This window comes from Opitutus sp. sgz309028 (genome assembly GCF_059821195.1).
In genome coordinates this window covers 570,790-595,797 of record NZ_JCAMRR010000003.1, presented here as the reverse complement: position 1 = coordinate 595,797, position 25,008 = coordinate 570,790, and the positions used below count along the sequence as shown (strand labels likewise).

The following is a 25,008-nucleotide window of genomic DNA, read 5'->3' as shown; positions in this document are numbered from 1 at the left end:
CGGTCCGACCCGTTCGGGAGACTTATGAAATCTTCGCGCCCTCCGGGCCGCGCGCCCGCGGTCGATCCCGTCGTCGCCACGGACGATTCCGGGCCCGGCGCCGCCGCGACACCGCTGTTTGTCGATCTCGATGGCACGCTGGTGGCCACCAACACGCTGCTCGAGTGCCTGCTCCTGCGCCTCCGGCATCGACCGCTCGATCTGCTGAAGCTGCCGCTCTGGCTGTGGCGCGGCCGCGCCTACGTGAAGGCCCGGCTCGCCGAGGACGATCGTCTCGAGGTGGGACGGTTGCCCTATCGCGGCGATTTGTGCGATCAGCTGCGACGCGTCCACGCCGAGGGCCGTCGCGTTTATCTCGCCACCGCGGCGGACCAGCGGATCGCACACCGCATCGCCCGACATCTCGGATTTTTCGACGCGGTGCTGGCGAGCGATGGACAACGCAATCTCCGCGCCCGCGAGAAACTCGCGGCGATTCGTGACGTCGCCGCCCGCGATTTCGATTACGCCGGCAACGCGCGCGACGATCTCGTGATCTGGCGGGCGGCTCGTTCCGCCATCGTCGTCGGCGCCCGGTCCGGACTCGTCCGCCGCGTCGCCCGGCTCGGCCGGCCGGCGCAGATCATGCCGGCCACCGCCTCGCCGTGGCGGGAGATCGTCCGCGCGCTCCGTGTGCACCAGTGGCTCAAGAACCTCCTCGTGTTCGTCCCGCTGCTAACCTCGTTTCGTTTCACGGATCCGGGTGTCCTGACCCATTCGCTGGTGGCATTCTTCGCGTTCTGCTTCTGCGCGTCCTCCATTTACATCGTCAACGATCTGCTCGACCTCGAAGCCGATCGGGCGCATCCGCGGAAACGCTTCCGCCCCTTTGCCGGGGGCACGTTGTCGATTCCGGTCGGGCTGCTGGTGGCCGCGTCCGGCATGGGACTGGGCCTCGGGCTCGCGGGGTGGGATTCGCAACATCTCCTCGCGATCATGCTGGTTTATGTGGCGACGAGCACCGCCTACTCGATCCATCTCAAGACGCGCGTGCTGGCCGATGTGATCGTGCTCGCGATCCTTTACACTCTGCGAATCTTCGCCGGCGCCGCCGGCACCGGGATCCCGCTCAGCGTGTGGCTCGTCGCGTTTTCCGTGCTCGTGTTTCTCAGCCTCGGGCTGGTGAAACGCTGTTCCGAGCTGATGCTCCTGCAACGCGAGGGTCGCCAGGTGATCCGGGGCCGGGACTACGTTTTGGACGACCTCAAGATTTTCTGGCCGATGGGCGTCGCGACCTCCGTCGGCGCGGTGCTGCTGTTCGCGTTCTTCATTCATTTCGGCGGCGTGCAGGCGAACTATCGCACGCCAGCACTGCTCTGGATCGTGGCGGTCGGACTCTTCTACTGGCTGAGCCGGATGTGGATCAAAACCGCGCGAGGCGAGATGACTGACGACCCGCTGGTGTTCGCCCTGCGTGATGCCGGCAGCCGGACGGTGATCGCCGGAATGATTCTCGTCACGGTCGCCGCGCGTTACGCGCCTCTCGCCTGGCCATGATCGCGTTCTCCAGTCGAACGACCGTCGGCCCGACGGCGCTGTCCCGCCGCGTGGCGGGCTGGCTCGCCGCGGTCCTGCTCCTGGCTTTCGTGGCGGCGGGCACCGTCACCGGTGTGTTGTGGCTATTTGGATACGACCTCGTCGACGCGGCCCGGCAGACGTCGCCCGGTCGCATCGCGTTCCTGGCGCGGGAGCCGGGTTACGACTCCTGGCGCCCGCTCCTGCGCGCCGGCGAAAGCGTGCGGGACGATCCCGCCGCCGGCTGCTACGCGGTATTCCATTCGCATCGCGGGAAATTCCAATATCCGCCGCTCGCCTTGCTCGCGTATCGCGGGCTGCCTGCGTCCGTGAGCGCAGAGGCGATCAGGACCTGGGCTGGCTCACGCCTCCAACACTGGCACGGCTGGATCTCCCGTTGCGCGTTTCTCGCCACTGTGGTGGTTTCGATTCTCATTCTGCGCGAGGGTTTCCGGCTGAGCGATGCGTCTCCGACCGGATTCTGGTTGCCCGCGCTGCTCGTGGTCCCCGCCGCGTTCACATTTTATCCGCTCATCGTCGCGCATGAGCTCGGCCAGTTCCAGTTGCTGCTCGACGCCTGGGTGGCGCTCGCGCTCCTGGCGTTCATGCGCGGTCAACGGGCGCTGGCCGGCGGCTTCCTTGGACTTTGTTGTGTTCTCAAACCCCCGCTCGCGCTGGTGCTCCCGTGGGCCCTGCTGCGACGCCAGCACTCACTGGCGCTCGCCTTCACCCTCGTCACGCTCGCCGGGTTCGGTTTGTCGCTGCTCGTTTTCGGCTGGTCCGCGCACCTCGATTATCTGGCGGTGCTCCGCACCCTCAGCCGTCACGGCGAAGCGTTCTGGTTCAATCAAAGCCTCGGCGGCGTCCTGCACCGGTGGGTCGATCCCGCCGCGGCGCTCACGTTCGACGCGATCGGCAGCCCGCTGCCGCCGTATCGGGCGGGAATCCACGTCGCCGGCTTGGTTTTCGGACTGGCGCTCGTGACCCTCGTGCTCTTCCGGCGCCGCCCCTGGACTGAGCCGACCGACGCTATCTTCGATTTCTGCGCCTTGCTGCTGGCGGCCACCCTCGCGTCGCCGGTGGCCTGGAACCATCACTTCGGCGTCTGCTTCCCGATCGTCTGCGCCGTGCTGCCGCCGGTGCTGGCGGGGCCCGCCCCCCGGCGCTGGCCGGCGCTGCTGCTCGGCGTTGCCTTTCTGGCGATCGGCTTCGAGCTGATCGCGCCTGAGTTTGTATTCGCCTCTCCCTTACGCGGACTCCTCGGCGCGCACGTCTTTTTCGGCGCACTGGGGCTGCTCGCCCTCCTGCTGATCTGGCGGCTCCCCGTCGACGCCGTCCGCCCGGCGTTCGCGCTCCGCGTCTCGTCACCGTGAATCTCACCGGCCCAGTCAATTTTCGCGCGCCGTCGCTGGCGCGTGGCGCCGTCGCGACGACGAACGATCGCACCGAGGAAAGATCGATCCGTTGGCTGCTCCCCTTGACCCTCGCCATGGGTGCGCTCGTCCGCCTTGCGCTGGCCTTTCACCAGCCGCTCGCGATCGAGGCGGAAGGCGCCGAATACGCCTACATCGCGCGCAGCCTGCTCGAAGGCCACGGCTACGTCGGCAGCCTCGAAGGCGGCGTTCAGCTGCTGTTCCCGCCGCTGTTTCCGTTGCTGATCGCCGGCATCGCGAGCCTGGGTCTCGACGTCGAGACGGCCGGCCGACTCGTCGCCATTGTTGCGGGGACGCTGTTAATTGTGCCGGTTTACGCGATCGCCCGACGACTTTATCAAGGCCGCGTCGCCGTGCTCGCCGCCGCGGTCGTCGCGCTTCATCCCGTCCTCGTTCATCTCTCGATCTCCGTTTACTCGGAGGGCCCTTTCGTCGCGCTGCTGCTGACCGCGGCTCTTTTCAGCCTCCGCTGTCTGCACTTTGCCTCACTGCGGGACGCGGGCCTGGCAGGGTTGTTTCTCGGCCTCGCTTATCTGACGCGCACGGAGGCGGCGTTCTACCCGCTGCTCGTGGCCGCGATTTTCCTGCTCGCCGGTTATCGCCTGCGCGTGCCGCCGCGTCGGGTCACGTTGTTCGCCGCGACGGTCTTCGGGGCTTTCGCGCTCGTTGCGGCACCCTACGCGGTATTTCTCACCGTTCACACCGGATATCTTCGTCTGGAAGGAAAAAGCGCGCTGAACCTCGCGATGGCCGAACGCATGAACCGCGGCATGTCCTATGTGCAGGCCTCCTACGGCGTGAGCGACGACCTGCGCGAGCAGGGTCCGATTTTGAACGTCAACACCTTCATCCGCACCGCCCCGGCGGAGAACCGCAGCCTCGGATCGTTGCTGCATTCGCTGGCGTTGTCCGCCCGGCGCAACGCCCCGGTCATCTACGACCGCTTCCTGTGCCTCGCGTATGGCGGGCCGCTCACGCTGCTGCTGATCGCCTTCGGTTTGTTTGGCCGGCCGTGGAACGCCGAGCGGACCCTGCAGGAGCTGGTGCTGCTGGGCTTCTGCGGGCTGCTCGTCGTCGTGCTCCTGGCGATGAATGGCGTGCTGCACCGCTACACCTTTGCCGCCCTTCCGTTCTTCGCGATCTGGAGCGCGCGGGGCATCGACGAACTCGCCATCTGGGGCCTCCGCACGGCGGCGAAGAACCGTCTCCGCGCCCCCCGGCTCGTCTGGGTGCCGCGCACGCTGCGTATCCTGATTGGCACGACGCTGTTCGCACTCTCGGCCGCGGGCGTGGGCAACATCTCCGAATTCGACAGCGACCGGTCCAGCCATCTCGGGGCGCGCGAGGCGGGACGCTGGCTCGCGGGCTACCGGCCGGGCGAGAAGCGGATCCTCGATGCGGAGCCCACGATCGCCTTTTATTCCCGCGGGACGCTGCTGTGCCTTCCCTGGGCTTCCAGCGACGTCGCGCTGCGCTATATCGCCGGCAAGTCGCCGGACTTCATCGTTCTCAAGGGCCGGCTGATCCGCTCCTGGCCGTTCATGCAGGCGTGGATCGACGGCGGCATTCCGGATGCCAGGGCCCGTCTCGTTTACGCCCGCGGCCAGCGCCCCGACGAACAGCTTTTTATCTACGAGTGGCGCGACTGACGCGCCGCCCGTCCTTTCCCCAACCCAACCGTCCTCCCCATGAAAACCGTGCTGTTCTGCGGCGGACTCGGCATGCGCATGCGCGACATGCCCGAGCCCCTGCCAAAGCCCATGGCGACCATCGGCTATCGGCCGATCCTCTGGCATCTCATGAAATACTACGCGCACTACGGGCATCGCGACTTTGTGCTCTGCCTCGGTTACCGCGCCGACCTCATCAAGCAGTATTTCGTCAACTACAGCGAATACATCACCAACGATTTCGTCCTCTCGGACGGTGGCCGGCAGACCGAGCTGCTGAGCAAGGACATCCAGGACTGGCGCATCACTTTTTTAGATACAGGCCTGAGTCGGAACATCGGCCAGCGCCTCCTGATGGCGCGCCGCTTCGTCCAGGACGAGGAGATTTTCCTCGCGAACTATGCGGACGGTCTCACCGACCTTCCGCTCGACCAGGCGGTCAACTTCTTCCGGCGCAGCGGCAAGGTCGCGTGCTTCCTCGCGGTCAACCCCACCGCCAGCTTCCACATCGCAGCCACCAAACCCGACGGCACCGTCACCGCGATCGAACACATCGGCAAATCCGGCTATCGCATCAACGGCGGCTATTTCCTCTTCCGCCGGGAGATCTTCAACTATCTCCACGAGGGCGAGGAGCTCGTCGAGGCGCCGTTCCGCCGGCTGATCGCCGAGGAGCAGCTGCTCGCGTATTGCTACGACGGATTCTGGGCGTGCATGGACACGTTCAAGGAGAAGCAACACCTAGAGGATCTGCTCGCCCGGGACCAGGCGCCCTGGGAGGTGTGGCGCGGACACGATACCGACCGCTCGCTCTGCGCCGCTTCGTAAACGTCCGCCATGCTCGCGCTCCCTTCCGCTTCGCTTCGCACGATCCTCTGTCTCGGCGCGCACAGCGACGACATCGAGATCGGCTGCGGCGCCACCCTGCTCGCCCTCCTCCAGCAGCAGCCGTCGCTCAAGGTGGTGTGGATCGTCTTCAGCGCCGAGCCGCCCCGGGATGACGAGGCACTGCGCAGCGCCCGCGACTTCCTCGGCGGCAACGGACACGAGGTCCATGTCCATTCCTTCCGCACCAGTTTCTTTCCCTACGAAGGCGCCGCGATCAAAGCCCGCTTCGAGGAACTAAAGGCCGCCGTCGCACCCGACCTGATTTTCACCCACGGCCGCGACGATCTTCACCAGGACCATCGCGTCCTCGCGGAACTCACCTGGAACACCTTCCGCCATCACCTCGTGCTCGAGTATGAGATTCCCAAATACGACGGCGATCTCGGTCGGCCCAACGTCTTCGTCCCGGCTCCCGCGGCGCTCGTCGAACGCAAGGTGGCCCACCTGATGCGCCACTTCCAAACCCAACACAACAAACACTGGTTCACCGCCGACCTCTTTCGCGGCCTGATGCGGCTGCGGGGCATGGAGTGCGGCGCGCCGTTCGCCGAGGCGTTCTTCGGGCGGAAGGTGACCCTCGGCTGCGGCCCCGTATCGTGATGGCCGCCGCTCCAGCCCGCCAAGCCGCCGGCGCGGCCGACCTTCGCGGCCGCCGCGCGGCCGTGATCGCGCTTTCCTACTATCCGTGGGATCCGCGCATCCGCCGCGAAACGGAGGCGCTCGCCGACCTCGGGCTGGCGATCGACCTGTATTGCTTGCAGGAGGACGTCCGCGAGCCGCAACGCGAAGAGATCAACGGCGTCCAGGTCCGCCGCATGCGGCTGCGTCGGGCCCGCACCAGCCGCACGCGCTACTTTTTCGAGTATCTCGGTTTCTTCGTTTGGGGATTCTGGAACCTCACCGTCGCAAGCCTGCGTCACCGTTATGCGCTCGTGCACGTGCACAACGTTCCAGACCTGCTGGTTTTCACCTCGATCGTCCCGCGGCTCCGCGGCGCGCGCATCATTCTGGATCTCCACGATCCGATGCCCGAGCTGTTTCGGACGATCTTCGGGCTCGGCCCGAAACATCCGTTCGTGCGGCTGCTCACGTGGAGCGAACGCATGTCCGCGATGTATGCCGACGTCGTGCTCACGCCCAATCGCGGTTTCCTGAACCTGTTCATCCGCCGCACCCGCCTGCCCCGGAAGTTCAACATCATCATGAACTCGCCCGCGGACGAAATTTTTCGCCCGCGGCTCGACGGCCGTGTGCGTCCCGAGGCCTCCTCCGCCGACCGTCCGTTTCGCCTGATGTATCACGGGCTGATCGCGCAACGCCACGGCCTCGATGTGCTGATTCACGCCGTCAATCTCCTCGTCGCCCGGATCCCTCAGGTGCAGCTCGACATCTACGGTGCCGCCAATCCCTACCTGCCGAAGGTGCTCGCCCTGGTCTCCGAGTTGCGGCTCGAGTCGCGGGTCCGCTACCACGGCAAGAAATCCCTCAGCGAAATCGCCGCGCTCATCGAGGGGATCGACCTCGGCATCGTGCCGAACCGGCGGACGCCGTTCACCGAGATCAATTTCCCGACCCGCATCTTCGAATACCTCGCGCTCCACAAGCCCGTGATCGTCCTGAACACCGCGGGCGTGCGCGATTATTTCACCTCGGACGAAATCTTCTTCTTCGACTCGGACCAGCCCGCCGCGCTCGCCGAGGTCATCGGCCAGATCCACCGCCACCCCGACCGCGCCCTGCGCGTGGTCGAGCGGGGCCGCGCGGTTTACGAGCAGCATCGCTGGCGCGACGAAAAACTCCGCTTCGCACAACTCGTCTCCCAATTGCTGGAAGCACCGCCCCCCGCAAATGCCGCCGCCGCCGAATCCGGCGCGAAATGATGCGGCCACGCCCTCCTTCTTCCCACCTCCTGCCATGAAAATCGCCATCGTCGGCCTCGGCTACGTAGGCCTCCCGCTGTCGCTCCAGTTCGCCCGCTCCGGCGTCACCGTCATCGGTCTCGACGTCGACGCCGACAAGGTCGCGGCGCTCTCCCGCGGCGAAAGCTACATCAAGCACATCAGCCCCCGTTCGATCCGGGAGCAGATCGAGAGCGACTCCTTCGATCCCACCACCGATTTTTCCCGGATCCGCGAAGTGGAGGCGGTGATCATCTGCGTGCCGACTCCGCTCAATCGCAACCGCGAGCCGGACATCTCGTTCATTTTGAACACGGGTCGCGCCATCGCGCCGCATCTGCAACGCGGGACGCTCGTCGCGCTGGAGTCCACGACGTATCCAGGAACTACTGACGAAGACCTCCGGGGCGTGCTCGAGCGCGATTCCGGCCTCGTGGCCGGCCGCGACTTCCATCTCGCATTTTCGCCGGAACGGGAGGACCCGGGCAATCCGAGCAGCGTCGTCGCGTCGATCCCGAAGATCGTCGGCGGCTACACGCCCCAATGCCTCGACCGCGCGGTCGCACTCTACTCGCGCGCGATTTCCAAACCCGTGCCCGTCTCGTCCTGCCGCGTCGCCGAGGCAGCCAAGCTCCTGGAGAACACGTTCCGCAGCGTGAACATCGCCCTCGTGAACGAGCTCAAGGTCGTTTACCAGGCGATGGGCATCGACATCTGGGAGGTGATCGGCGCCGCGAAGACAAAGCCGTTCGGCTTCATGCCTTTTTATCCCGGCCCGGGCCTCGGCGGCCACTGCATCCCGATCGACCCGTTTTACCTCACGTGGAAGGCGCGCGAATATGGGCAACACACGAAGTTCATCGAACTCGCCGGCGAGGTGAACACCGCCATGCCCGAGCATGTCGTGCATCGGACCTGCGACGCGCTCAACGACCGCGCCAAGCCCTGCAAGGGCAGCCGGATCCTCATCGTGGGTCTCGCCTACAAGCCGAATGTGGACGACGAGCGCGAATCGCCGAGCTACGTGCTGATGGACCATTTCCACGAGCGCGGCGCCCAAGTCGCCTACCACGATCCCTACGTGCCCGCGATCAAGCTCACCCGCGAGCACCCGCACTGGGCCGGCACGCGTTCCGTGCCGTGGGAGCGGGAGACCATTTCCCGGTTCGACGTCGCCGTGATCGCCACGCATCACGCCGCCGTTAACTACGAGCAGCTCGCGGCATGGTGTGATTGTATTGTGGATACGCGCAACGCCATGGCGGCCGTCGCCACCCGCTCCGGCCAGGTGTGGAAAGCCTGAGGCCGTCATGCCCGCCGTTCCTTCATGCCCGTCCGTCGTTGCGACGGAGAGGCGTCCGCCGCGCCCCCGTCCGCTCCGCTTCTTCGCCCGCCGCCAGCTCTGGTGGCCCACCTGGCTCGGCTGGGGAATGCTGGCCGCGGTGGCGCTCGGCGCCGGCACGGCCTGGTGGTTCGGCGGCGAAGGTTTCCTCGCCCTCACCGACCGCCCCGCGCCGGACATCCTCGTCGTCGAGGGCTGGATCGGCAACGGCGGCGTCAATGCCGCCGCGTCCGAATTCCGCTCCGCCGGCTTTCACTACGTCGTCGCCACCGGCGGACTCACCAGCGACCGCTGGGACACGCGCCAGTGGAGCTACGCCGAGATGGCGCGACGCGACCTGATCGCCGCGGGCGTTCCTCCGGAGCGCGTCGTGCTCGCGTTGCCAGTCGAAACTTCGAGACAGCGAACATATCAGACCGCCCTCGCCTGCCGATCCGCGCTCGCGGCGCGCGGATTGCATCCGCACTCGCTGACCGTGTTCACGTTCGGCGCCCATGCGCGGCGCAGCCGGCTCGTCTTCGAAAAGGTTTTTCCCTCGGACGTGACCGTGGGCGCGATTTCCTGGCGTCCGGCCGCTGATTTCGAGGGGCCATGGTGGCACTCGAGCGATCGGGCGGAAGATCTCCTCAAGGAAACCGTCGGCTGGCTCTACGAGGCGTTACTCGATTCCGGCCGCTCCTGATCATGCCCGCTTTGCTGTAGGGCGTGCGATAGAGCCGAAACGGCGGGGTCGGAAGCCCCGCCCCACAACCAGAAAGCGCCCCCGAACGCGTCGGGCCACCCATCGCCGGCATGCTCAGAATCGAACGGTGGACTCAGCCTCGCCATGAAATCGCTTCAACTCATGCCGCGCGGCGTCGCGGCTTTGCTCGTCGTCGTCACGCCTCTGCTCGCTCAACCGGTCGTGACCTTGTCGCCGTCGGCCGCTCCCGATCGCACCCCCGCCGCCCTCGCGCCGCGGCCGGAGTCGAATCCGAGCCTCGCCGCCCTGCTGCCGCCGCCGCGCGTCGCGCCGTTCCAATCGGGACCGTTTGCGCTGCGGCCTCACGCCTCCTTCAGCTACGTGCACAGCGACGGCCTGCTGGTGCAACCGGGCGAGCAGCTCACCACGTCGATTTACAGCGTCTCCGCCGGCTGCATCGTCGACCTCGGCACTCATTGGTCCTTCGACTACACCGGGCTCAAAAGCTGGTATTCCAACGACGCGTTTCGCAATTCCTTCGACCATACCGCGGCGCTTTCCGGCGGCACCCAATACGAGGACTGGAGCTTCCGGCTCGGCCATGTCTACGCCACGTCCTCGGCGCCGTTGGTGGAGACCGGCCGGCAGACAAAACAGCATACCCACGTCACCTCGCTCTTCGTCGGTCGCGCGCTCGGCAGCCGGGCCGGCGTCGAAGTCACCGCTGAACAGCAGTTGCGCTCGGCCGAGGACGCCCCGTCCTCGCACGAATGGCCGGTGAACGCGTGGTTCAACTATCGCATCGCACCCGACCTCGATGTCGCCGTCGGCCTTGGCGGCGGATTCGCCGACGTCGAGCCCGGCGCCAACCAACTCTACCGTCGCCCGCAGGCGCGGGTGAGCTGGCGGCCGCGCGATACGCTCACCCTCCGCCTCTCGGGCGGGGAAGAGCATCGCACCTTCTACGGCCACACGACGTCGAAGCTTCGTCGTCCGGTTTTTGACGGAGCCATCGAATACCGTCCCACGCGCACGACGCGGCTGACCGCCCACGGCGGCCGCGAAGTTGCGGTCTCCTATTTCACGAGTCAGGTGAGCGAAAACACCCTGCAAGGCTACAGCCTTCAGCAGCGACTGCTCGGACATTTTTTTCTCACCGCCTCGTTCGAGAAGCAGCGCATGCACTACATCGGCGTCGATCCGCTCGGGCGATTGCTGACGGAACTGCGCAACGATTCCCGCCGCACCTCGCGCCTCGAGCTGTCCACCGCGTTTCTCCAGCGCGGCTCCGCCTCCATCTCCTATCAGCACAGCAAGAACGATTCGTCGCTTCCCGGCTACGGTTTCAGCAGCGACCAATTCGCCGTGGAGCTCGGCGTCCGCTACTAGGTAGTCGCACCCCATGACTCCGCTGCTCAAGCGCGCCTGGTTTCGCGCGGCTGTGGTGCTGCTGGCCGCGGGCTTCGTGAGCCCGCTCCTGGCGCTCTGGCGCTTTGCCGCCGGCAGCCAGCTCTACTCCCACCTGCCGCTCATTCCGCTGCTCAGCCTTTATCTCGCGTGGATGCGTCGCCGCACCCGTCCGCCCGCCGAAACCGGCGACGCGCGCCTTGTGCTGCTGTTTCTCACGCTCGCCCTGGCCAGCTGGACCGGCGGGGAGTTCCTCCGCTTCCGCGGCGGCGACCCGACGTCCGTTCTCGCCGCCGGAGCGCTGTCGTTCGTCGCGTTTGTGGCGGCCGGCGTCAGTGCCTTCAGCGGCCGGGCCCGGCTGCGGCACGCCGGAGCACCGCTCGCCTTTCTTGTATTGCTCGCGCCACTACCCGCGCCCTGGCTCGCCGCCGCCGAATCGTTCCTGCAATCCGCCTCCGCACTCGGCGCGGTCGGCTTTTTCCGCCTGAGCGGCACACCGGTCCTCGCCAGCGGTCCGCTGCTCCAGCTCCCGGGACTCTGGCTGCAGGTCGCGCCGGAATGCAGCGGCATCCACTCCACACTGGTGCTGTTGGTGACGTCCCTCTTCGTGGGTTGCCAGCTCTACGCCCGCGCGTGGCCGCGCGTCCTGCTCGCCGCCTGCGTCATTCCGATCGGACTCCTGCGCAACAGCGTCCGGATCTTCGCGATCGGAGAACTTTGTCTTCGCTTCGGACCGCAGATGATCGACTCGCCGCTGCATCGCCAGGGCGGTCCGTTGTTTTTCGTTCTCTCGCTGTTTCCCCTGCTGGGCTGCGCGTTCTGGCTCGCTCGTCATGAGCCCGTCGCGCCGGCCCGCCTCTCCCGATGCGTCCCGTCGTCCCCCTCCTGATTGTGCTCGCGAGCCTCGCCGCTGGCAGCTGCACCCGCGACACGCGCCGGGCGCGCCATCTCGCCGCCGCCGACGCCTATTTCGCGGGCCACCATTATGCTGCGGCGGAGATCGAATATCTCAACGTGCTGCAGCTTGCGCCGGGCAATCCGCACGCGCTCGCGCGTCTCGGCGAAGTGTGCCTGACGGAGGGGCGCCTCGGCCAGGCGCTCCCGTATCTCCTCCGGACGCGCGAGTTCGCGCCGACCGACGTGGATTCGCGCCTGCGGCTCGCGTTCGCGTTGTTCGCCGCGGGCCGCCTCGACGACGCGCAGGCGGAGGTGGACTTCGTTCTGAAACACCGCACCACGGACATGGAAGGCGCGCTGCTGTTGGTGGAAACGAGCACGACGCCAGCCGCCCTCGAAGCGGTCCGCCGGCGGCTGGAGCCGCTGCACACACGCGACCCGCAGAACGCTCCCATTCTGCTCGCCCTCGGCGCTCTCGCCTTTCGCCAGAATCGTCCGGACGACGCCGGCAAGCTTCTCGGGCAAGCCGCGGCGTTGGCGCCGGAACAGCCGGCCGTGCACGCGGCGCTCGGCACTCTGTGCCGGGCACGAGGAGATCTCGCTGGCGCTCGCGCGCATTTCGCGCAGGCCGCCCGGTGCGCACCGCTGCGTTCGCGTTACCGGCTGCAAGAGGTCGAGTTTCACCTCGCGCAGGGCGACCTCACCGCCGCCCGGGACGCACTGGACCGCCTCGCCGCGGCCGCGCCCGACTACATGCCGGCGCTCATCCGCCGCGCGGAGCTGGCGGCCGCGGAACGCGATTACCCGCGCTGCGAAGCGCTGCTCGCCCGCGCGCTGGCGCGCGATCGCGCGCAGCCGGATGCCTTGCTGCTGCAGGCGCGCGTCCAGCTCGCGCAGGGCAATCTCGCCGCGGCGGCGCGTTCGGTCGACACCTTGGCGCGATTGTATCCGCGCGCCGCGGCGGTTCACTACCAGCACGCGCTGGTCGAGATCGCCCGCCACGATCCGGATGCAGCCCAGGCGGCGTTGCAACGGGCGCTTTCGCTCGCGCCCAACTACGCCGACGCGATCCTGCTGCTCGCGGAAATCCGACTTGGACGCGGCGACACCGCCAGTGCGCTCGGTCCGTTGCGTTCCTTCGTGGAACGGCGACCTGAGCTCGCTCGTGCCCGCGTCCTGCTCGTCCGCGCCTGGCGGGCCGCCGGCGACCTCGAATCCGCGCTCGACGCGTGCCGGCAACTCACCGCCGCGTGTCCGAACGACGCGGCCGGGTTCATTTTGACGGGCCTCACACTCGAACAACTGCGTCGGACCACGGAAGCTCGCGCCGCCTTCGAACACGCGCTCGCGCTCGCGCCCGCCGACGCCGCCGCCATCGAACAGCTCGTCGGACTGGACCTCGCCGCGGGCCGGACCGCCGACGCGCGTCAACGCGTCGACGCCGCCCTCGCGCTCGCGCCTCGGAGCGCGGCGCTGCATGTCCTCGCCGCCAAACTGTTGCTTGGCGCGGGTAATCGCGCGGACGCCGAGCGATCTCTCCACACGGCGATCGCGTGCGAACCTCAATCCGCCACCGCTTACCTCCTGCTTGCCCGCCTGTCGCTGCAGGCCAGGCGCCCCGACGAGGCGGTCGCGCAACTGCGCGCCGGCATCGCCCGCGAGCCAAACGACACCGCGTCCGCCATGCTCCTCGCCGTCATCGAGCATGAACGCGGTCACACCGAGGCCGCCCGCGCGTGCTATGAGCAGATTCTCGCCCGCCATCCCCGTTTCACGCCGGCGTTGAACAATCTCGCGTGTCTCTGCGCCGAGAACCCGTCGCAGCTCGATCGCGCCTACGAGCTCGCGCAACGGGCCCGCCAGCTTTCGCCCGGCGATCCCCACCTGGCGGACACGCTCGGCTGGGTGCTGTATCGGCGCGGGCAGTTCGTCTGGGCTCGCGCACTCCTGCGGGAAAGTGCCGCCCGCCTGCCACGCGATCCCGCGGTCCTCTATCACCTGGGTCTCACCCACTACATGCTCGCCGATCCCGCGCCGGCGCGGGAAACGCTGGCGCAGGCGCTCGCGCTCGAGCCCGCGTTTCCGCATCGCACCGACCTCGTCGCCCGGCTTCGTCTCGTGGAACGCTTCCTCGCCTCCGAACCTACCGACGGCGACGAACCCGCGGTTGCGGATGGCGATGAGATCGATCCGATGGCGCTCCGGCTGCACGGGATCCGGCGGGAGAGATCGGGCGACCTCGCGGGCGCGCGTGACGCCTATCGCCGGGCCCTGGCCGCGAGTCAGGGAAGCGTGCCGCTGAGGCTCGACCTCGCCCGGATCGCGACGCTCACGCACGATCGCGAAACAGCGCTCGATTATGCCAGAGCCGCGCGCCGGCTGGCGCCGAACGATTCCGCCACCGCGCATGAACTCGGTCGCATCGCACTCGCGAGCGGCGATCCTCGCTGGGCGGAAAGCCTGCTCGCTGACGCCGCGCGCGACCTGCCGGACGATGCGCAGGTGCAGACCGATTTCGCCGAGGCCGCGTATCGCATCGGGCGCCTTGATGCTGCCCGCGAGGCGATCCGGCGCGGGTTGGCAGCGGAGCCGGCCGGCGCCGCGCGCGAGCATGCCGCGGCCGTTCTTGCGCTGCTCGAACTGGACAACCCGGCCGCCGCCCGTCGGGCAATCGCCCGCATTGAGACAGCGCTGCTCGCGCACCCGGACTGCACCCCGGCGGCGATGGCCCAGGCCATGGCAAGCGAGGCCGGCCCCGATTCTGCGGCGGCAACGCGCGCCTACCGCGCCTTGTTGCAGCGCTATCCGGATCTCGCGCCGGCGAAGCGACGACTGTTTCTCCTCTTGGCGGACGATCCGGCCGCGGACGCATCGCTCGTCGTTCTCGGCCGGCAGGCGCATGCAGCCTTTCCTGACGACGCGCGCCTCACGAAGTCACTGGGAAAACTGCTCTATCGGCGCGGTGAGTTCGCTCGTGCCGCCGAACTCCTGAACGCGAGCGCACGCGTGCTGACGGACGACGCCGAACTGTTCTTTTACCGCGGGATGACCGAAGCGGCGCTGCAACGCTCCGACGACAGCCGCACGTCGCTGCAGCGCGCCCTCGAACTCGATCTGCGCGCCGATCTCGCCGCCGAAGCGCGGCGGGCCATCGCGGAGTTCGGACGGAAAAAACCGACGCCGCTCTAGAAACGTGCACCCGCTCTCCTATCTTCCCTTCGTGGCCGCGGCCGCGGCCGTCGTCGTCGCGCTGATCGCAGCGGTGCGGGCGGGGGGCTCGCGCCTCAAGACGCTTTTTGTCGCCGGTCTGGGCGCGCTCGCCGCCGAGTCGCTGTTCGCAGGCCTGGCCGCGCACGCCGCGACCGCGGGTCGCGCGGAAACCTGGGAAGCGTGGCGTCTGGCCGCGACCGCGCTGCTGCCGGGGTGGTGGATCTGGTTTGCCTGCCGATATGGGCGGGGACCGGCGTCGCTATCGAAACGCGTCAGCGGCGGTTGGGTGGCCGTGGCCGCGATGCCCGTGACGCTCGCGGGGTGGTGGCACGATGCCTTGGTCACCGCGACCCGTTCGAGTGCCGCCGGCTGGCGGTTTCACCTGCACGGCCCCGCCCTCGCGATCCACGCGGCGGCGCTCGTCGCCGCGACGGTGATGTTGTTCGCGCTCGAACAAACCTTCCGGCGCTCTGCGGGCGCGCTGCGCTGGCGCGTGAAGCTGCTGCTTTTCGGCCTCGGTCTGGTTTTTGCCGCCCGGGTCCTTGCGACCACGCCCATGCTGATTTTTCGCGAGACCTCGCCCGTGGAGGCGCTGGTAGAAGCCGGCGCGCTGCTGGCCGCGTTGGTGCTGATGACCGCGGGACTTCGGCGCGAACCGCGTCTCGACGTCGACGTTCAATTTTCGCCCCCGGGCGCACAGGGAGCGCTGATACTCGGCTGGACCGGACTGTATCTGCTCGGCGCCGGTTTCAGCGCGCAGACCGCGAACCGGCTCACCAGCGACACGATGCTCGCAGCCAGCACGCTCATCGCCCTGCTCGCGCTGGTGCTCCTCGGCCTGTTGACCTATTCCGAGCGGACCCGCGTGCGACTGCGGCGTTTTGCGACCCGGCACTTCCGCCGCTCCGCCTACGATTATCCCGCGACCTGGCGTCGCCTCGCGCGCGACTCGGCGCGCTGCTTCGAGGTCAACGACGTCGCGCGCGCGCTCGCCCGCCAGGTCGCGGAGACGCTGCACGCGCTGTCCGTCACCGTCTGGCTCATCGATGCGTCGCAGGGAACCGTGCAGTGCGCCGCCTCGACGGCGGCCGCGGAACCTGCCGGGCGCGAACTGCCGCTCCCGCCTGCCGGCGTGCGCGAGTTGCAGGGCTACTTCATCGCTCATCCGCGCGCCGTTCCCCTGGACGCGGCGTCCACTGGCTGGGCCGCGGCGCTGTGCGCGTGGCCTCCGGCGCAGTTCGCTCGTGGCGCGGACAGGCTAGCGGTGCCGTTGATCGTTCGCGGTCAGGTGCTCGGCCTCGTCACGATCGCGGATCGCGCCGGCGGCGCGCCTTGCGGCGCGGCGGAATACGACCTGCTCGAATGCATCGCCGATCACGCCGCAGCCGCCCTGCTTAACGCCCAACTGGCGCAGCGGCTGCGCGAGTCCACGCAGCTCGAGGCGTTTCAGACGATGGCGGCGTTCTTCGTGCACGACCTCAAGAATGCCGCATCGACGCTGAGCCTGATGGTGCAAAACCTGCAGGTGCACTGCGACGATCCGGCGTTCCGCCAGGACGCGCTCTCCGGCCTCGCCCGCACGATGCAGCACATGAACCGGCTGATCGAACGGCTCGGACGCCTGCGCCGCACTCCCGAGCTCGAGTTGGAGCAACGCGATCTCAACGACGTCGTCCGGCGCGCGCTCGAGCGCACGCCAGCCGTGAACGGCACGATGGTGCGCAGGTTTTCCGATGCGCTCGACGTGCGGGTCGACGCCGAGCAGATGGAGACCGTCGTCACCAATCTCGTGCGCAACGCGTTCGAAGCGGCGGGACCGTCCGGCCAGGTGGGCGTGACCACTACGCCGCGTGAAGGCTGGGCGGTGCTCGAGATTCGCGACAATGGCGCGGGCATGACGCCGGAGTTCATCGCCCATTCCCTTTTTCGTCCGTTCCAAACCACCAAGCGCTGCGGCCTCGGCATCGGCATGTTTCAAAGCCGAAAGATCGTCGAGGCCCACGGCGGACGCATTGTCGTCGCGAGCGAGCCAGGTCACGGCACCCGGGTTGAGGTGCGCCTGCCCGCCGTCCCCTCTTCGGCATGGCCGCAACCGCAGACCCATCCGTCTGCCGCTTCGCATGAAACCGCACCTGCTCATCGTTGACGACGATCCCGAAATCCAGGCGCAGATGCGCTGGGCGCTCGCGCCTCACTACAGCATCGCCACCGCCACGGACCGTCCGTCCGCCCTGGATGCGTTCCGCGCCACCAAACCGCTCGTCGTTCTGCTCGATCTCGGCTTGCCGCCGGCGCCCGGCGCCGCGACCGAAGGCCTCGCCACACTCGCCGACCTCCTCGCGCTCGATCCGTTGTTGAAGATCGTGATCGTGAGCGGCCAGACCGAACGCGAGGCCGCGCGCCACGCCATCGGCTCGGGCGCCTACGACCACATCGGCAAACCGGTCGATCTCGACGAATTGAAACTGGTCCTGCGCCGCTGCTTCCACGTCGCGCGGCTCGAGCGGGAATTCCGCGAGATGCGCACGCGCATGCAGCACGACACGTTCGAGGGCCTCCTCGGCACCTGCCCGGCGATGCAGGCGGTCTTCGAATCGATCCGCAAGGTGGCCACCACGGATGCGCCGGTGTTGATCCTCGGCGAGAGCGGCACCGGCAAGGAGATGACCGCGCGCGCCATTCATCAGCGCAGCCTCCGCGCGGCGGGTCCGTTCATCGCGATCAACTGCAGCGCGATTCCGGAGACGCTGATCGAAAGCGAGCTCTTCGGGCACGAGAAGGGCGCATTCACCGGCGCCCACACCGCCCGCAAGGGCCGGATCGAACTCTCCCACGGCGGCACGCTTTTCCTCGACGAAATCGGCGAGGTGCCGCTCGGCGTCCAGGTGAAGCTGCTGCGCTTCCTCCAGGAGCAGTCGATCGAACGTGTGGGCGGACGCCAGAGTCTCCACGTCGACAGCCGCGTGCTCGCCGCCACGAACATCGATCTCGAGAAGGCGCTCGCCTCGGGCAAATTCCGCGAGGATCTCTTCTATCGCATCGCCGTCGTGCGGATCGTGCTGCCGCCGCTGCGCGAACGCGGCGAGGACGTGGTGCTGCTGGCGAGCTACTTCCTGCTCCGGTTCGCCACCGGCAACAGCAAGCCGGGCCTCGTCTTCAGCTCCGACGCGCTGCAGGCGATCCGGCGCCACACCTGGCCGGGCAATGTCCGCGAGCTGCAGAACCGCATCCGCCGCGGCGTCATCATGTGCGACGGCAAACAACTCACCGCCGCCGACCTCGAGCTCACGCCGGTCGATCCCACGATCACGCTCGAAGGCGGACCGCTCCGCGCCGCGCGCGAACGCGTGGAACGCGAAATGGTCCGGCAGGCGCTCCGACGCAACGCGGGCAACATCACCGCGGCCGCCGCCGAGTTGGGCATCAGCCGCCCGACACTCTACGAGTTGATGGAGAAACTCGGCGTCGCGCGCTTGCCTTAGCGGCATCCTGCGTCGGCGAGCTTGTCGGAAATCCGACACCGCGACGGGAAAGTTTACGCCCCATCGACGGGCTCGGCCGATTCGCCCGGCGCCCGGAAAAAAATTCGCTTTGCTGATCTTTGCGCCCGCGTGAGTTGCACGAGCGCGCCGATCGCCTGCCCGCCGTGGCAACGCCCATGCTTTTGTCGCCCGCCATGAAACGTCGCTCGCTCCAACTGCCTGTTCTGGCCGCGCTCACCGCCATCGCGGCCCACGCGGATCCCCTCCTGCTCGGAACCAACGTCACGATCTCCGACAACAACTACAGCACGGGGTGGTATGGCAATCGGGAGGACAACGAAACCGAGACCAATCCCGAAACCCTCGTCGGCCAGCAATGGGATCTCGAGGGCATGTATTTGCACGGCACGACGCTTTCCCTCGTCGGCGGCTATGATTTCAAGAACGGCGCCTCCGCCTATGGCCACACCTACCTGTCCGGCGATATCTTCGTCGACGTCAACGGCGACGCGCTTTACGGGACGGCCGCCGCCAACACCGGCGCGACCGAGTATGGCATTCCGCAACCGCTGCTGACCACGAATCTGCTCGGTTACGATTATGCCCTGCAGCTCAACTTCGAAGCGATGACCTACAACGTGCTCACGCTCACCCCGGGCACGTCCGTCGTCAGCCGCGTCACGGATGTCGCGGCCGCGAATCCCTACCGCTACGTCAGCGGTGGCACGCCCGTCGCCGGCGCGCAGAATCTCACGCTCAGCTACTTCGGGCCGCTGTCCGCCGCCAACGCCGGCGATCCGTCCCTCCTCGGTTACGGCGGCAACAACCAGCACTATGTGCTCCAGGTCGATACCTCGTTTCTGCCGTCGGGCATCACTGCGACCTTCCACTACACGATGGAATGCGGGAACGACGACCTGATGGGACGTTTCGCCACTCCGGTCGCGGCGGTGGCGAACCCGGTGCCCGACAGCGCCACGTCCACGCTCCTGCTGCTGGTCGGCGCGACCCTCGCCCTTTTCGGTCTCAGGCGGAGATTCGTCTGACTCTCACTCCGCCTCGATTGTTATTGTGTGTTGGCTGACGCGGGCGCCCCGGCGCCCGCGTTTCGTTTTGCTCCTCGTTCGCCCGCCGCCGCGCAGAGTCGCGACGGCCGGTTCAGCTTCGTCCCATGAAACCGGTCTCCCTGCGAATCATTGCCCTCGTTCTCGCCGCCCTCGCCGGCGGCTGCGCCACTCCGCCGCCGCCCGACCTCCCGCAAAGCCTGCAGCGCGAGGCGGAACAGATCCTCCACGCGGGCGACGTCCTGAAAATCGCGTTTCCCGGCGCGCCCAATCTCGACAGCACCCAGCAGATCCGCCGCGACGGCAAACTCAACCTGCCGATGGTCGGCGAGGTCGTCGCCGCCGACCGCACGCCGGCCGATCTGCAGACCGAATTGCGCGGCGCCTACTCGAAACAGCTGCTCTCGGGCGACGTGACCGTGACGGTCGTTTCCTCGCCGTTCACGGTGTTCGTCGCGGGCGCGGTGCTGCGCCCCGGCAAGATCGCACCGGAGCGCGCCATCACGGCCCTCGAAGCCGTGATGGAGGCCGGCGGGTTCGACAACGCCAAGGCCAACCCTCGCGCCGTCGTCGTGATTCGCAACGAGCGCGACACGATCCGGCGCGTCACGCTCGATTTGCAGGCGCTCCTCGACGGCCGGCAGAGCACGCCGTTCTACCTCAAGGCCTACGACATCGTCTACGTCCCGGAAAAGTTCTCGTTCTTCTAAACGCGCGCGGCGAACCGCCGCCTGTCCCCATGTCACATTCGGTGCTCATCATCGACGACCAGCGCGATGTCCGAGAAATCCTCGCGCTGCTCCTCGACAAGCAAGGTTATCGGGCCGCCACCGCCGGTTCCGGCGCGGAGGGCCTCGAACTCGCCGCGTCGCAATCGTTCGACGTGGCGCTGGTCGACTGGCAGATGCCCGACTCCGACGGGGTCGCGGTGTCGCGCGAACTGCTGGCGGCCGCCCAGGCGCGCCACCAATCGCTCGCCGTCTGGCTCATGACCGGCGCCGATGTCAACCTCGTCAACCGGCAGGCGCAGGCCGCCGGCTGTCTGGGTGTATTCGCGAAACCGTTACACGTGCCCGAGCTGCTCGCCGTCCTGCAGGCGTGGTTCGAGCACCGCGCGCCGGCCTGACTCCCGCCGGCTCCGCGCAGCAAAAAGCCCCGAGGCTCACGCCCCGGGGCTTTTTCTTTGGCGCCGTCGCCGGCGCCGGAATCAACCGTTGTCCGGTTACTCGATGAACGGCTCGCCGAAGACGGCGGTGGCCAGTTTCTGCGTGTCGCGGGAGGTGACGGCGAAGCCGATGTAGGCATTCTTCGCCATCGGGATCCACACCTTCTTCACTTCGGTCCAGTGGGTGCCATCCGCGGAGATCGAGGCGATCACCGTGCTGCCGCTCCGCTCGAGGCGCACCCAATACGGCGACAGGTTCGGCGCCGTGATGGCGTTCGTCGCCCCGCCCGCCCACACGCGCGACTGGAGGCGCGCGCCATTCTTCGGCGTCAGGCCCAGGAACACGTTGCGCGCGCCAGGAGCCAGCGACTCGCGAATCATCACGCCGGCCTTGGCCCCACCATGGGAGGCCGCCACCGAGTCGATGCGCGTTTCAACCACGCCGTCGCCCTGCAGCGGACGATAGACGAAGTGGAACGCATCCGCGTTGCCGCCGATTTCGGTGCCCGCACCCTTGACCGTCAGCGTGGCCGTGCGCTCGTCGGACGATTCGGAGCCCGTGAGCCCCACCTTGCCGACGCTGGTTTCGGACCAGACATTCTGCAGCGGAGCGTCGGTGTCGGCGGCGGCGGCGATCGGCGCATTCATGTCCGCCCGGATTTCGCTTTCGGAAAGCGAGCGATTATAAACGCGCACCTCGTCGATGAGGCCCTTGAAGTACTCGCCATACGGGACGTTGCCGCCAATGCGCAGACCGTTGCCGTTCGATTCGATGGCGCCGGTCTGGGCCTGGCTCGCCACCTGGCGGCCGTTGATGAAGAGGCGCACGTTCGCGCCGTCATAGGAGACGGCGAGATGCGTCCACGCGCCGACCGTGAGGGCGGTGGGCGAGGTCGCCCACGCCTTCTTGCCGCCAAACGTGCCACCGGCCGCAGGCTTCATCGCGCTGTTGCTGCTCGCGTGCAGGAAGTAGCTGTCGACCTGCTTCTGTACGATCGTACGCCAGCCGCTCTGCGTCGCGGTCGGCTTCACCCAGGCGGAGAGCGTCATCTTCGCGCCGAGATTCAGCGAAGCCGACGGCTTCACATAGACGAGGCTGCTGCTCCCGTTGAACACGAGCGCGCCGCCGAACTTGCCCGCGGACGACCAGGTCGCGGCCGTGACGGCGCCGGCATTGCCGTTGCCCGATGCGTCACCCGCGGTCGTGCCGGAGGTTTCGTTGAACGCATACGCGGCCACGAGACCGCTGGCCGGCGTCGCCGGAACGCTGACGGTCAGCACGAAGCTCGTGCTGGCTTGCGCAGCACCATCGCTCACCTTGACGGTGATCGTCGCGGTGCCCGACTGGCTGGCGGCGGGCTTGACGGTGACGGTGCGGTTCGCACCGCTGCCGCCAAACGTCACCCCGCTCGTCGGCACGAGCGTCGTGTTGCTCGAGGTCGCGCTCAGCGTGAGACTGCCGGCCGCGGTTTGGGCGTCGCCCACCGTAAAGGCGATGGGACCGACTGCCACTCCGACCTGCGTGCTCTGCGTCGCGATGCTGGAGATCGTCGGCGCGGTGTTCACCGGCGCGGCGGCATTGACCGTCACCGTGAAGCTGGCGCTGGCCGAGGCCGTGCCGTCGCTGACGGTGATCTTGATCGTGGACGTGCCGGTGCGGCCCGAGGCGGGCTTGACCGTGACGGTGCGGTTTGCGCCGCTGCCGCCAAACGTCACCGCGCTCGTCGGCACCAGCGTCGTGTTGCTCGACGTCGCGCTCAGCGTGAGGCTGCCGGCCGAGGTTTGGGCATCACCGATGGTAAAGGACACCGGACCCACCGTGCCGCCGCTGGTGATCGTCTGATTCGCAATCGACGTGATCGTCGGCGCGGTGTTCACCGGCGCGGTCGCGTTGACCGTCACCGTGAAGCTGGCGCTGGCCGAAGCCGAGCCGTCGCTGACGGTGATCTTGATCGTGGATGTGCCGGTCTGACCCGAGGCGGGCTTGACCGTGACGGTGCGGTTCGCACCGCTGCCGCCAAACGTCACCGCGCTCGTCGGCACGAGCGTCGTGTTGCTCGACGTCGCGCTCAGCGTGAGGCTGCCGGCCGAGGTCTGGGCATCACCGATGGTGAAGGACACCGGACCGACCGTGCCGCCGCTGGTGATCGTCTGATTCGTGATCGACGTGATCGTCGGCGGAGTGTTCGCCGGCGCGGTCGCGTTGACCGTCACCGTGAAGCTGGCGCTGGCCGAGGCCGAGCCGTCGCTGACGGTGATCTTGATCGTCGACGTGCCGGTCTGACCCGAGGCGGGCTTGACGGTGACGGTGCGGTTCGCACCGCTGCCGCCAAACGTCACCGCGCTCGTCGGCACGAGCGTCGTGTTGCTCGACGTCGCGCTCAGCGTGAGGCTGCCGGCCGAGGTCTGGGCGTCACCAACGGTGAAGGACACCGGACCGACCGTGCCGCCGCTGGTGATCGTCTGATTCGCAACCGACGTGATCGTCGGCGCGGTGTTCACCGGCGCGCTGGCGGTCACCGTGACGGTGAAGCTCGTGCTGGCCGAGGCCGTGCCGTCGCTGACGGTGACCGTGATCGTGGACGTGCCGCTCTGGCCGGTGGCGGGTTTGACCGTGACCGTCCGATTGGAGCCGCTGCCGCCGAAAGCGATGCCGGAGTTCGGCACGAGCGTCGCGTTGCTGGAGGTCGCGCTCAGCGTGAGGCTGCCGGCGGCCGTCTGGGTATCGGCCACGAGGAACGAGAGCGGACCGACGGTGCCACCCGAGGTCGTGGTCTGGTTGGCGATGCTCGCGATCGTCGGCGGGGTGTTTGCCGGGGCGCCGCTCGAGGGATACTCGTAGGCGCCGATGTCCCAGGCGCCGTCGGCGCCGCGGACGTTGCCGTCGCGATCGGTCGCATACGTCGAGCCGAGGTTAACGCCTTCGTTGCGGGGCTTGTTCGAGGCGATCGTGCTGACGATGTGGTAGTCGTAAGCGGCGGCATTGACGAACGGAGACGCGCCGTTGGCGATGCCGTTCGGCTCGCCCTGGTTCGAGCCCGAGAAGTAATTGTAGTCGTGGGCGGCCGGACCGAAGTTCGCGGAAGTATTGAAGAAGATGTTGTTCCGCACGACGGCACCGGTGTGGGTGCGGCCGTTGTTGAAGCTCACGCCGAACAGCGGCAGGTCGACAAACGTGTTGTTGTAGATGAGAACGTTTTTCGTATCCGCCGAGTTGTCGAATTCGATGCCGCGGCCCGAGTTCTTCGGGGACGAGCCCTGGTAGAACAGATTGCCGTATATATACGCGCCGTCGTTGCCACCGTCGCCGAAGAAGAGACCTTCCACATCGATCTCGCGCATAATATTATGGCGGATCGTGGCGTTCTTCACCGTGGCAAGGTAGATCGTGTTCGGGTGGTAGGTGGCGGCGTTGATCGCGCCGGCGTGATGCAAGTCACAGTATTCGATCACCAGATTCGTGCTCTGCGAGACCTGCATCAGCGTGTCCGAGTGATGCGCCTCGCAGTGCGAGACGGTCAGGTTCGTCAGCATCCCCTGCGTCGTCAGGTCGAAGCCCCGCGTGTCGCCGTTCTGGGTGATCGGGCCGGGGCCCGCCGCCTCAATGTAGCGGAACGTGGTGTTCGTGAAGTTCGCACCGCCGTTCATCTCCACGCCGCTGCCACCGTTCTGATAATTGACCTTGATGCCGGATTTCACCCGCCCGTCGATGGTCAGGTAGGAACCGAGGCCGTTGTCGAGGTAGATGCAGGAGCCGGGATTGTTGATCACGACCTGGGAGTCGAAACTGCTGCTCCATCCGGCCGCGGCAGCGGGCACCGCATCGCTGGCCCGCACGCGCTTGATCGAGATCGGGCTCGAGGCGGTGCCGCTGGCGCCCACCACGAGCGCGGAGGTGTAGGTTCCGCCGGCGATCCAGAGCGTATCGCCGGGACCGAGCCGGCCCGCGCCGTCGCCCCATTTCACGTCGCTGAAGCTGTTCCAGGCGTTGTTCCAGTCGGCTCCAGTGCGACTGCCGGCTGCTCCGGCCCGCACGTAGAGGTCCTCCGCTCGTGCGACCGCAGCCAGCAGGCCGAGACAGACGCCTGCCCTTGTCAGTATTGATATAGGATTCATCGCGCCCGAGGCATTATATATAAGGAAAGCATGTCAAGGCCTCAGGCCGGCCGCGCCGGGATTTACCATGCTTTTCCCCGGGGCTTTATCACATTTTTATAGCGCGTCGGAAAAGCTTACAACGCTATATATAATGTGAATCAATGCGACTCGCCGCGCGCGGATTTGTTTCAAAAAACTTCGGCGCACTCGAGATTCGG

17 protein-coding genes are annotated in these 25,008 nt (G+C 67.4%); 16 read left to right on the top strand and 1 reads right to left on the bottom strand.

Features of this window, described 5'->3' with window-relative positions:
• Positions 1–24 precede the first annotated feature (24 nt).
• The 16 genes from AC6RV7_RS14170 to AC6RV7_RS14095 all read left to right on the top strand — a co-directional run bounded on the left by AC6RV7_RS14170 (position 25) and on the right by AC6RV7_RS14095 (position 20,653).
• Entirely contained in the window at positions 25–1,536 is a 1,512-nt protein-coding gene (locus tag AC6RV7_RS14170) for a UbiA family prenyltransferase (RefSeq protein WP_500094661.1), read from the top strand.
• The gene (locus AC6RV7_RS14165; RefSeq protein ID WP_500094660.1) at positions 1,533–2,927 is read left to right on the top strand and encodes a glycosyltransferase family 87 protein; all 1,395 of its coding nucleotides are present in this window, start codon (positions 1,533–1,535) and stop codon (positions 2,925–2,927) included. The genes AC6RV7_RS14170 and AC6RV7_RS14165 overlap by 4 nt, the downstream gene beginning before the upstream one ends.
• Positions 2,924–4,636: an ArnT family glycosyltransferase gene (locus AC6RV7_RS14160; RefSeq protein WP_500094659.1), complete on the top strand. Its 1,713-nt coding sequence runs from the start codon at positions 2,924–2,926 to the stop codon at positions 4,634–4,636. Before AC6RV7_RS14165 ends, AC6RV7_RS14160 begins: the two co-directional genes overlap by 4 nt.
• A gap of 39 nt (positions 4,637–4,675) precedes the next feature.
• A complete protein-coding gene (locus tag AC6RV7_RS14155) occupies positions 4,676–5,485 on the top strand; it encodes a sugar phosphate nucleotidyltransferase (RefSeq protein ID WP_500094658.1) in 810 nt (269 codons plus the stop codon).
• Positions 5,486–5,494: 9 nt separating this feature from the next.
• On the top strand, positions 5,495–6,145 hold the full coding sequence (locus AC6RV7_RS14150) for a PIG-L deacetylase family protein (protein ID WP_500094657.1): 651 nt from the start codon (positions 5,495–5,497) through the stop codon (positions 6,143–6,145).
• Positions 6,145–7,425 (top strand): glycosyltransferase family 4 protein, encoded by a 1,281-nt coding sequence (locus AC6RV7_RS14145; protein WP_500094656.1) that lies wholly within the window; start codon positions 6,145–6,147, stop codon positions 7,423–7,425. The genes AC6RV7_RS14150 and AC6RV7_RS14145 overlap by 1 nt, the downstream gene beginning before the upstream one ends.
• 34 nt (positions 7,426–7,459) lie before the next feature.
• Positions 7,460–8,746, top strand: coding sequence for a nucleotide sugar dehydrogenase (locus AC6RV7_RS14140; protein ID WP_500094655.1), 1,287 nt, complete (start codon positions 7,460–7,462; stop codon positions 8,744–8,746).
• A 7-nt stretch (positions 8,747–8,753) separates the two neighbouring features.
• Complete coding sequence (locus AC6RV7_RS14135) at positions 8,754–9,467, top strand: YdcF family protein (protein ID WP_500094654.1); 714 nt, start codon at positions 8,754–8,756, stop codon at positions 9,465–9,467.
• Between the two features lie 144 nt (positions 9,468–9,611).
• Positions 9,612–10,856 carry a hypothetical protein gene (locus tag AC6RV7_RS14130; RefSeq protein ID WP_500094653.1) on the top strand — a complete coding sequence of 415 codons (1,245 nt, stop codon included), beginning with the start codon at positions 9,612–9,614 and terminating at the stop codon, positions 10,854–10,856.
• 13 nt (positions 10,857–10,869) lie between these two features.
• A complete protein-coding gene (locus AC6RV7_RS14125; RefSeq protein WP_500094652.1) occupies positions 10,870–11,763 on the top strand; it encodes an exosortase/archaeosortase family protein in 894 nt (297 codons plus the stop codon).
• Positions 11,739–14,960, top strand: a complete 3,222-nt coding sequence (locus tag AC6RV7_RS14120) for a tetratricopeptide repeat protein (RefSeq protein WP_500094651.1) — start codon at positions 11,739–11,741, stop codon at positions 14,958–14,960. The genes AC6RV7_RS14125 and AC6RV7_RS14120 overlap by 25 nt, the downstream gene beginning before the upstream one ends.
• Positions 14,961–14,964: 4 nt before the next feature.
• Entirely contained in the window at positions 14,965–17,127 is a 2,163-nt protein-coding gene (gene prsK / locus AC6RV7_RS14115; protein ID WP_500094650.1) for an XrtA/PEP-CTERM system histidine kinase PrsK, read from the top strand.
• Positions 17,102–18,463 carry a PEP-CTERM-box response regulator transcription factor gene (gene prsR, locus AC6RV7_RS14110; RefSeq protein WP_500094649.1) on the top strand — a complete coding sequence of 454 codons (1,362 nt, stop codon included), beginning with the start codon at positions 17,102–17,104 and terminating at the stop codon, positions 18,461–18,463. Before prsK ends, prsR begins: the two co-directional genes overlap by 26 nt.
• A 194-nt stretch (positions 18,464–18,657) precedes the next feature.
• Positions 18,658–19,509, top strand: a complete 852-nt coding sequence (locus AC6RV7_RS14105) for a hypothetical protein (RefSeq protein WP_500094648.1) — start codon at positions 18,658–18,660, stop codon at positions 19,507–19,509.
• Positions 19,510–19,634: 125 nt separating this feature from the next.
• Positions 19,635–20,237: a polysaccharide biosynthesis/export family protein gene (locus AC6RV7_RS14100; RefSeq protein ID WP_500094647.1), complete on the top strand. Its 603-nt coding sequence runs from the start codon at positions 19,635–19,637 to the stop codon at positions 20,235–20,237.
• A gap of 29 nt (positions 20,238–20,266) precedes the next feature.
• Positions 20,267–20,653, top strand: a complete 387-nt coding sequence (locus tag AC6RV7_RS14095; protein WP_500094646.1) for a response regulator — start codon at positions 20,267–20,269, stop codon at positions 20,651–20,653.
• Between the two features lie 96 nt (positions 20,654–20,749).
• On the opposite strand, the gene AC6RV7_RS14090 is transcribed toward AC6RV7_RS14095, so the two are convergent.
• Positions 20,750–24,808 (bottom strand): LamG-like jellyroll fold domain-containing protein, encoded by a 4,059-nt coding sequence (locus tag AC6RV7_RS14090; RefSeq protein WP_500094645.1) that lies wholly within the window; start codon positions 24,806–24,808, stop codon positions 20,750–20,752.
• Positions 24,809–25,008 lie beyond the last annotated feature (200 nt).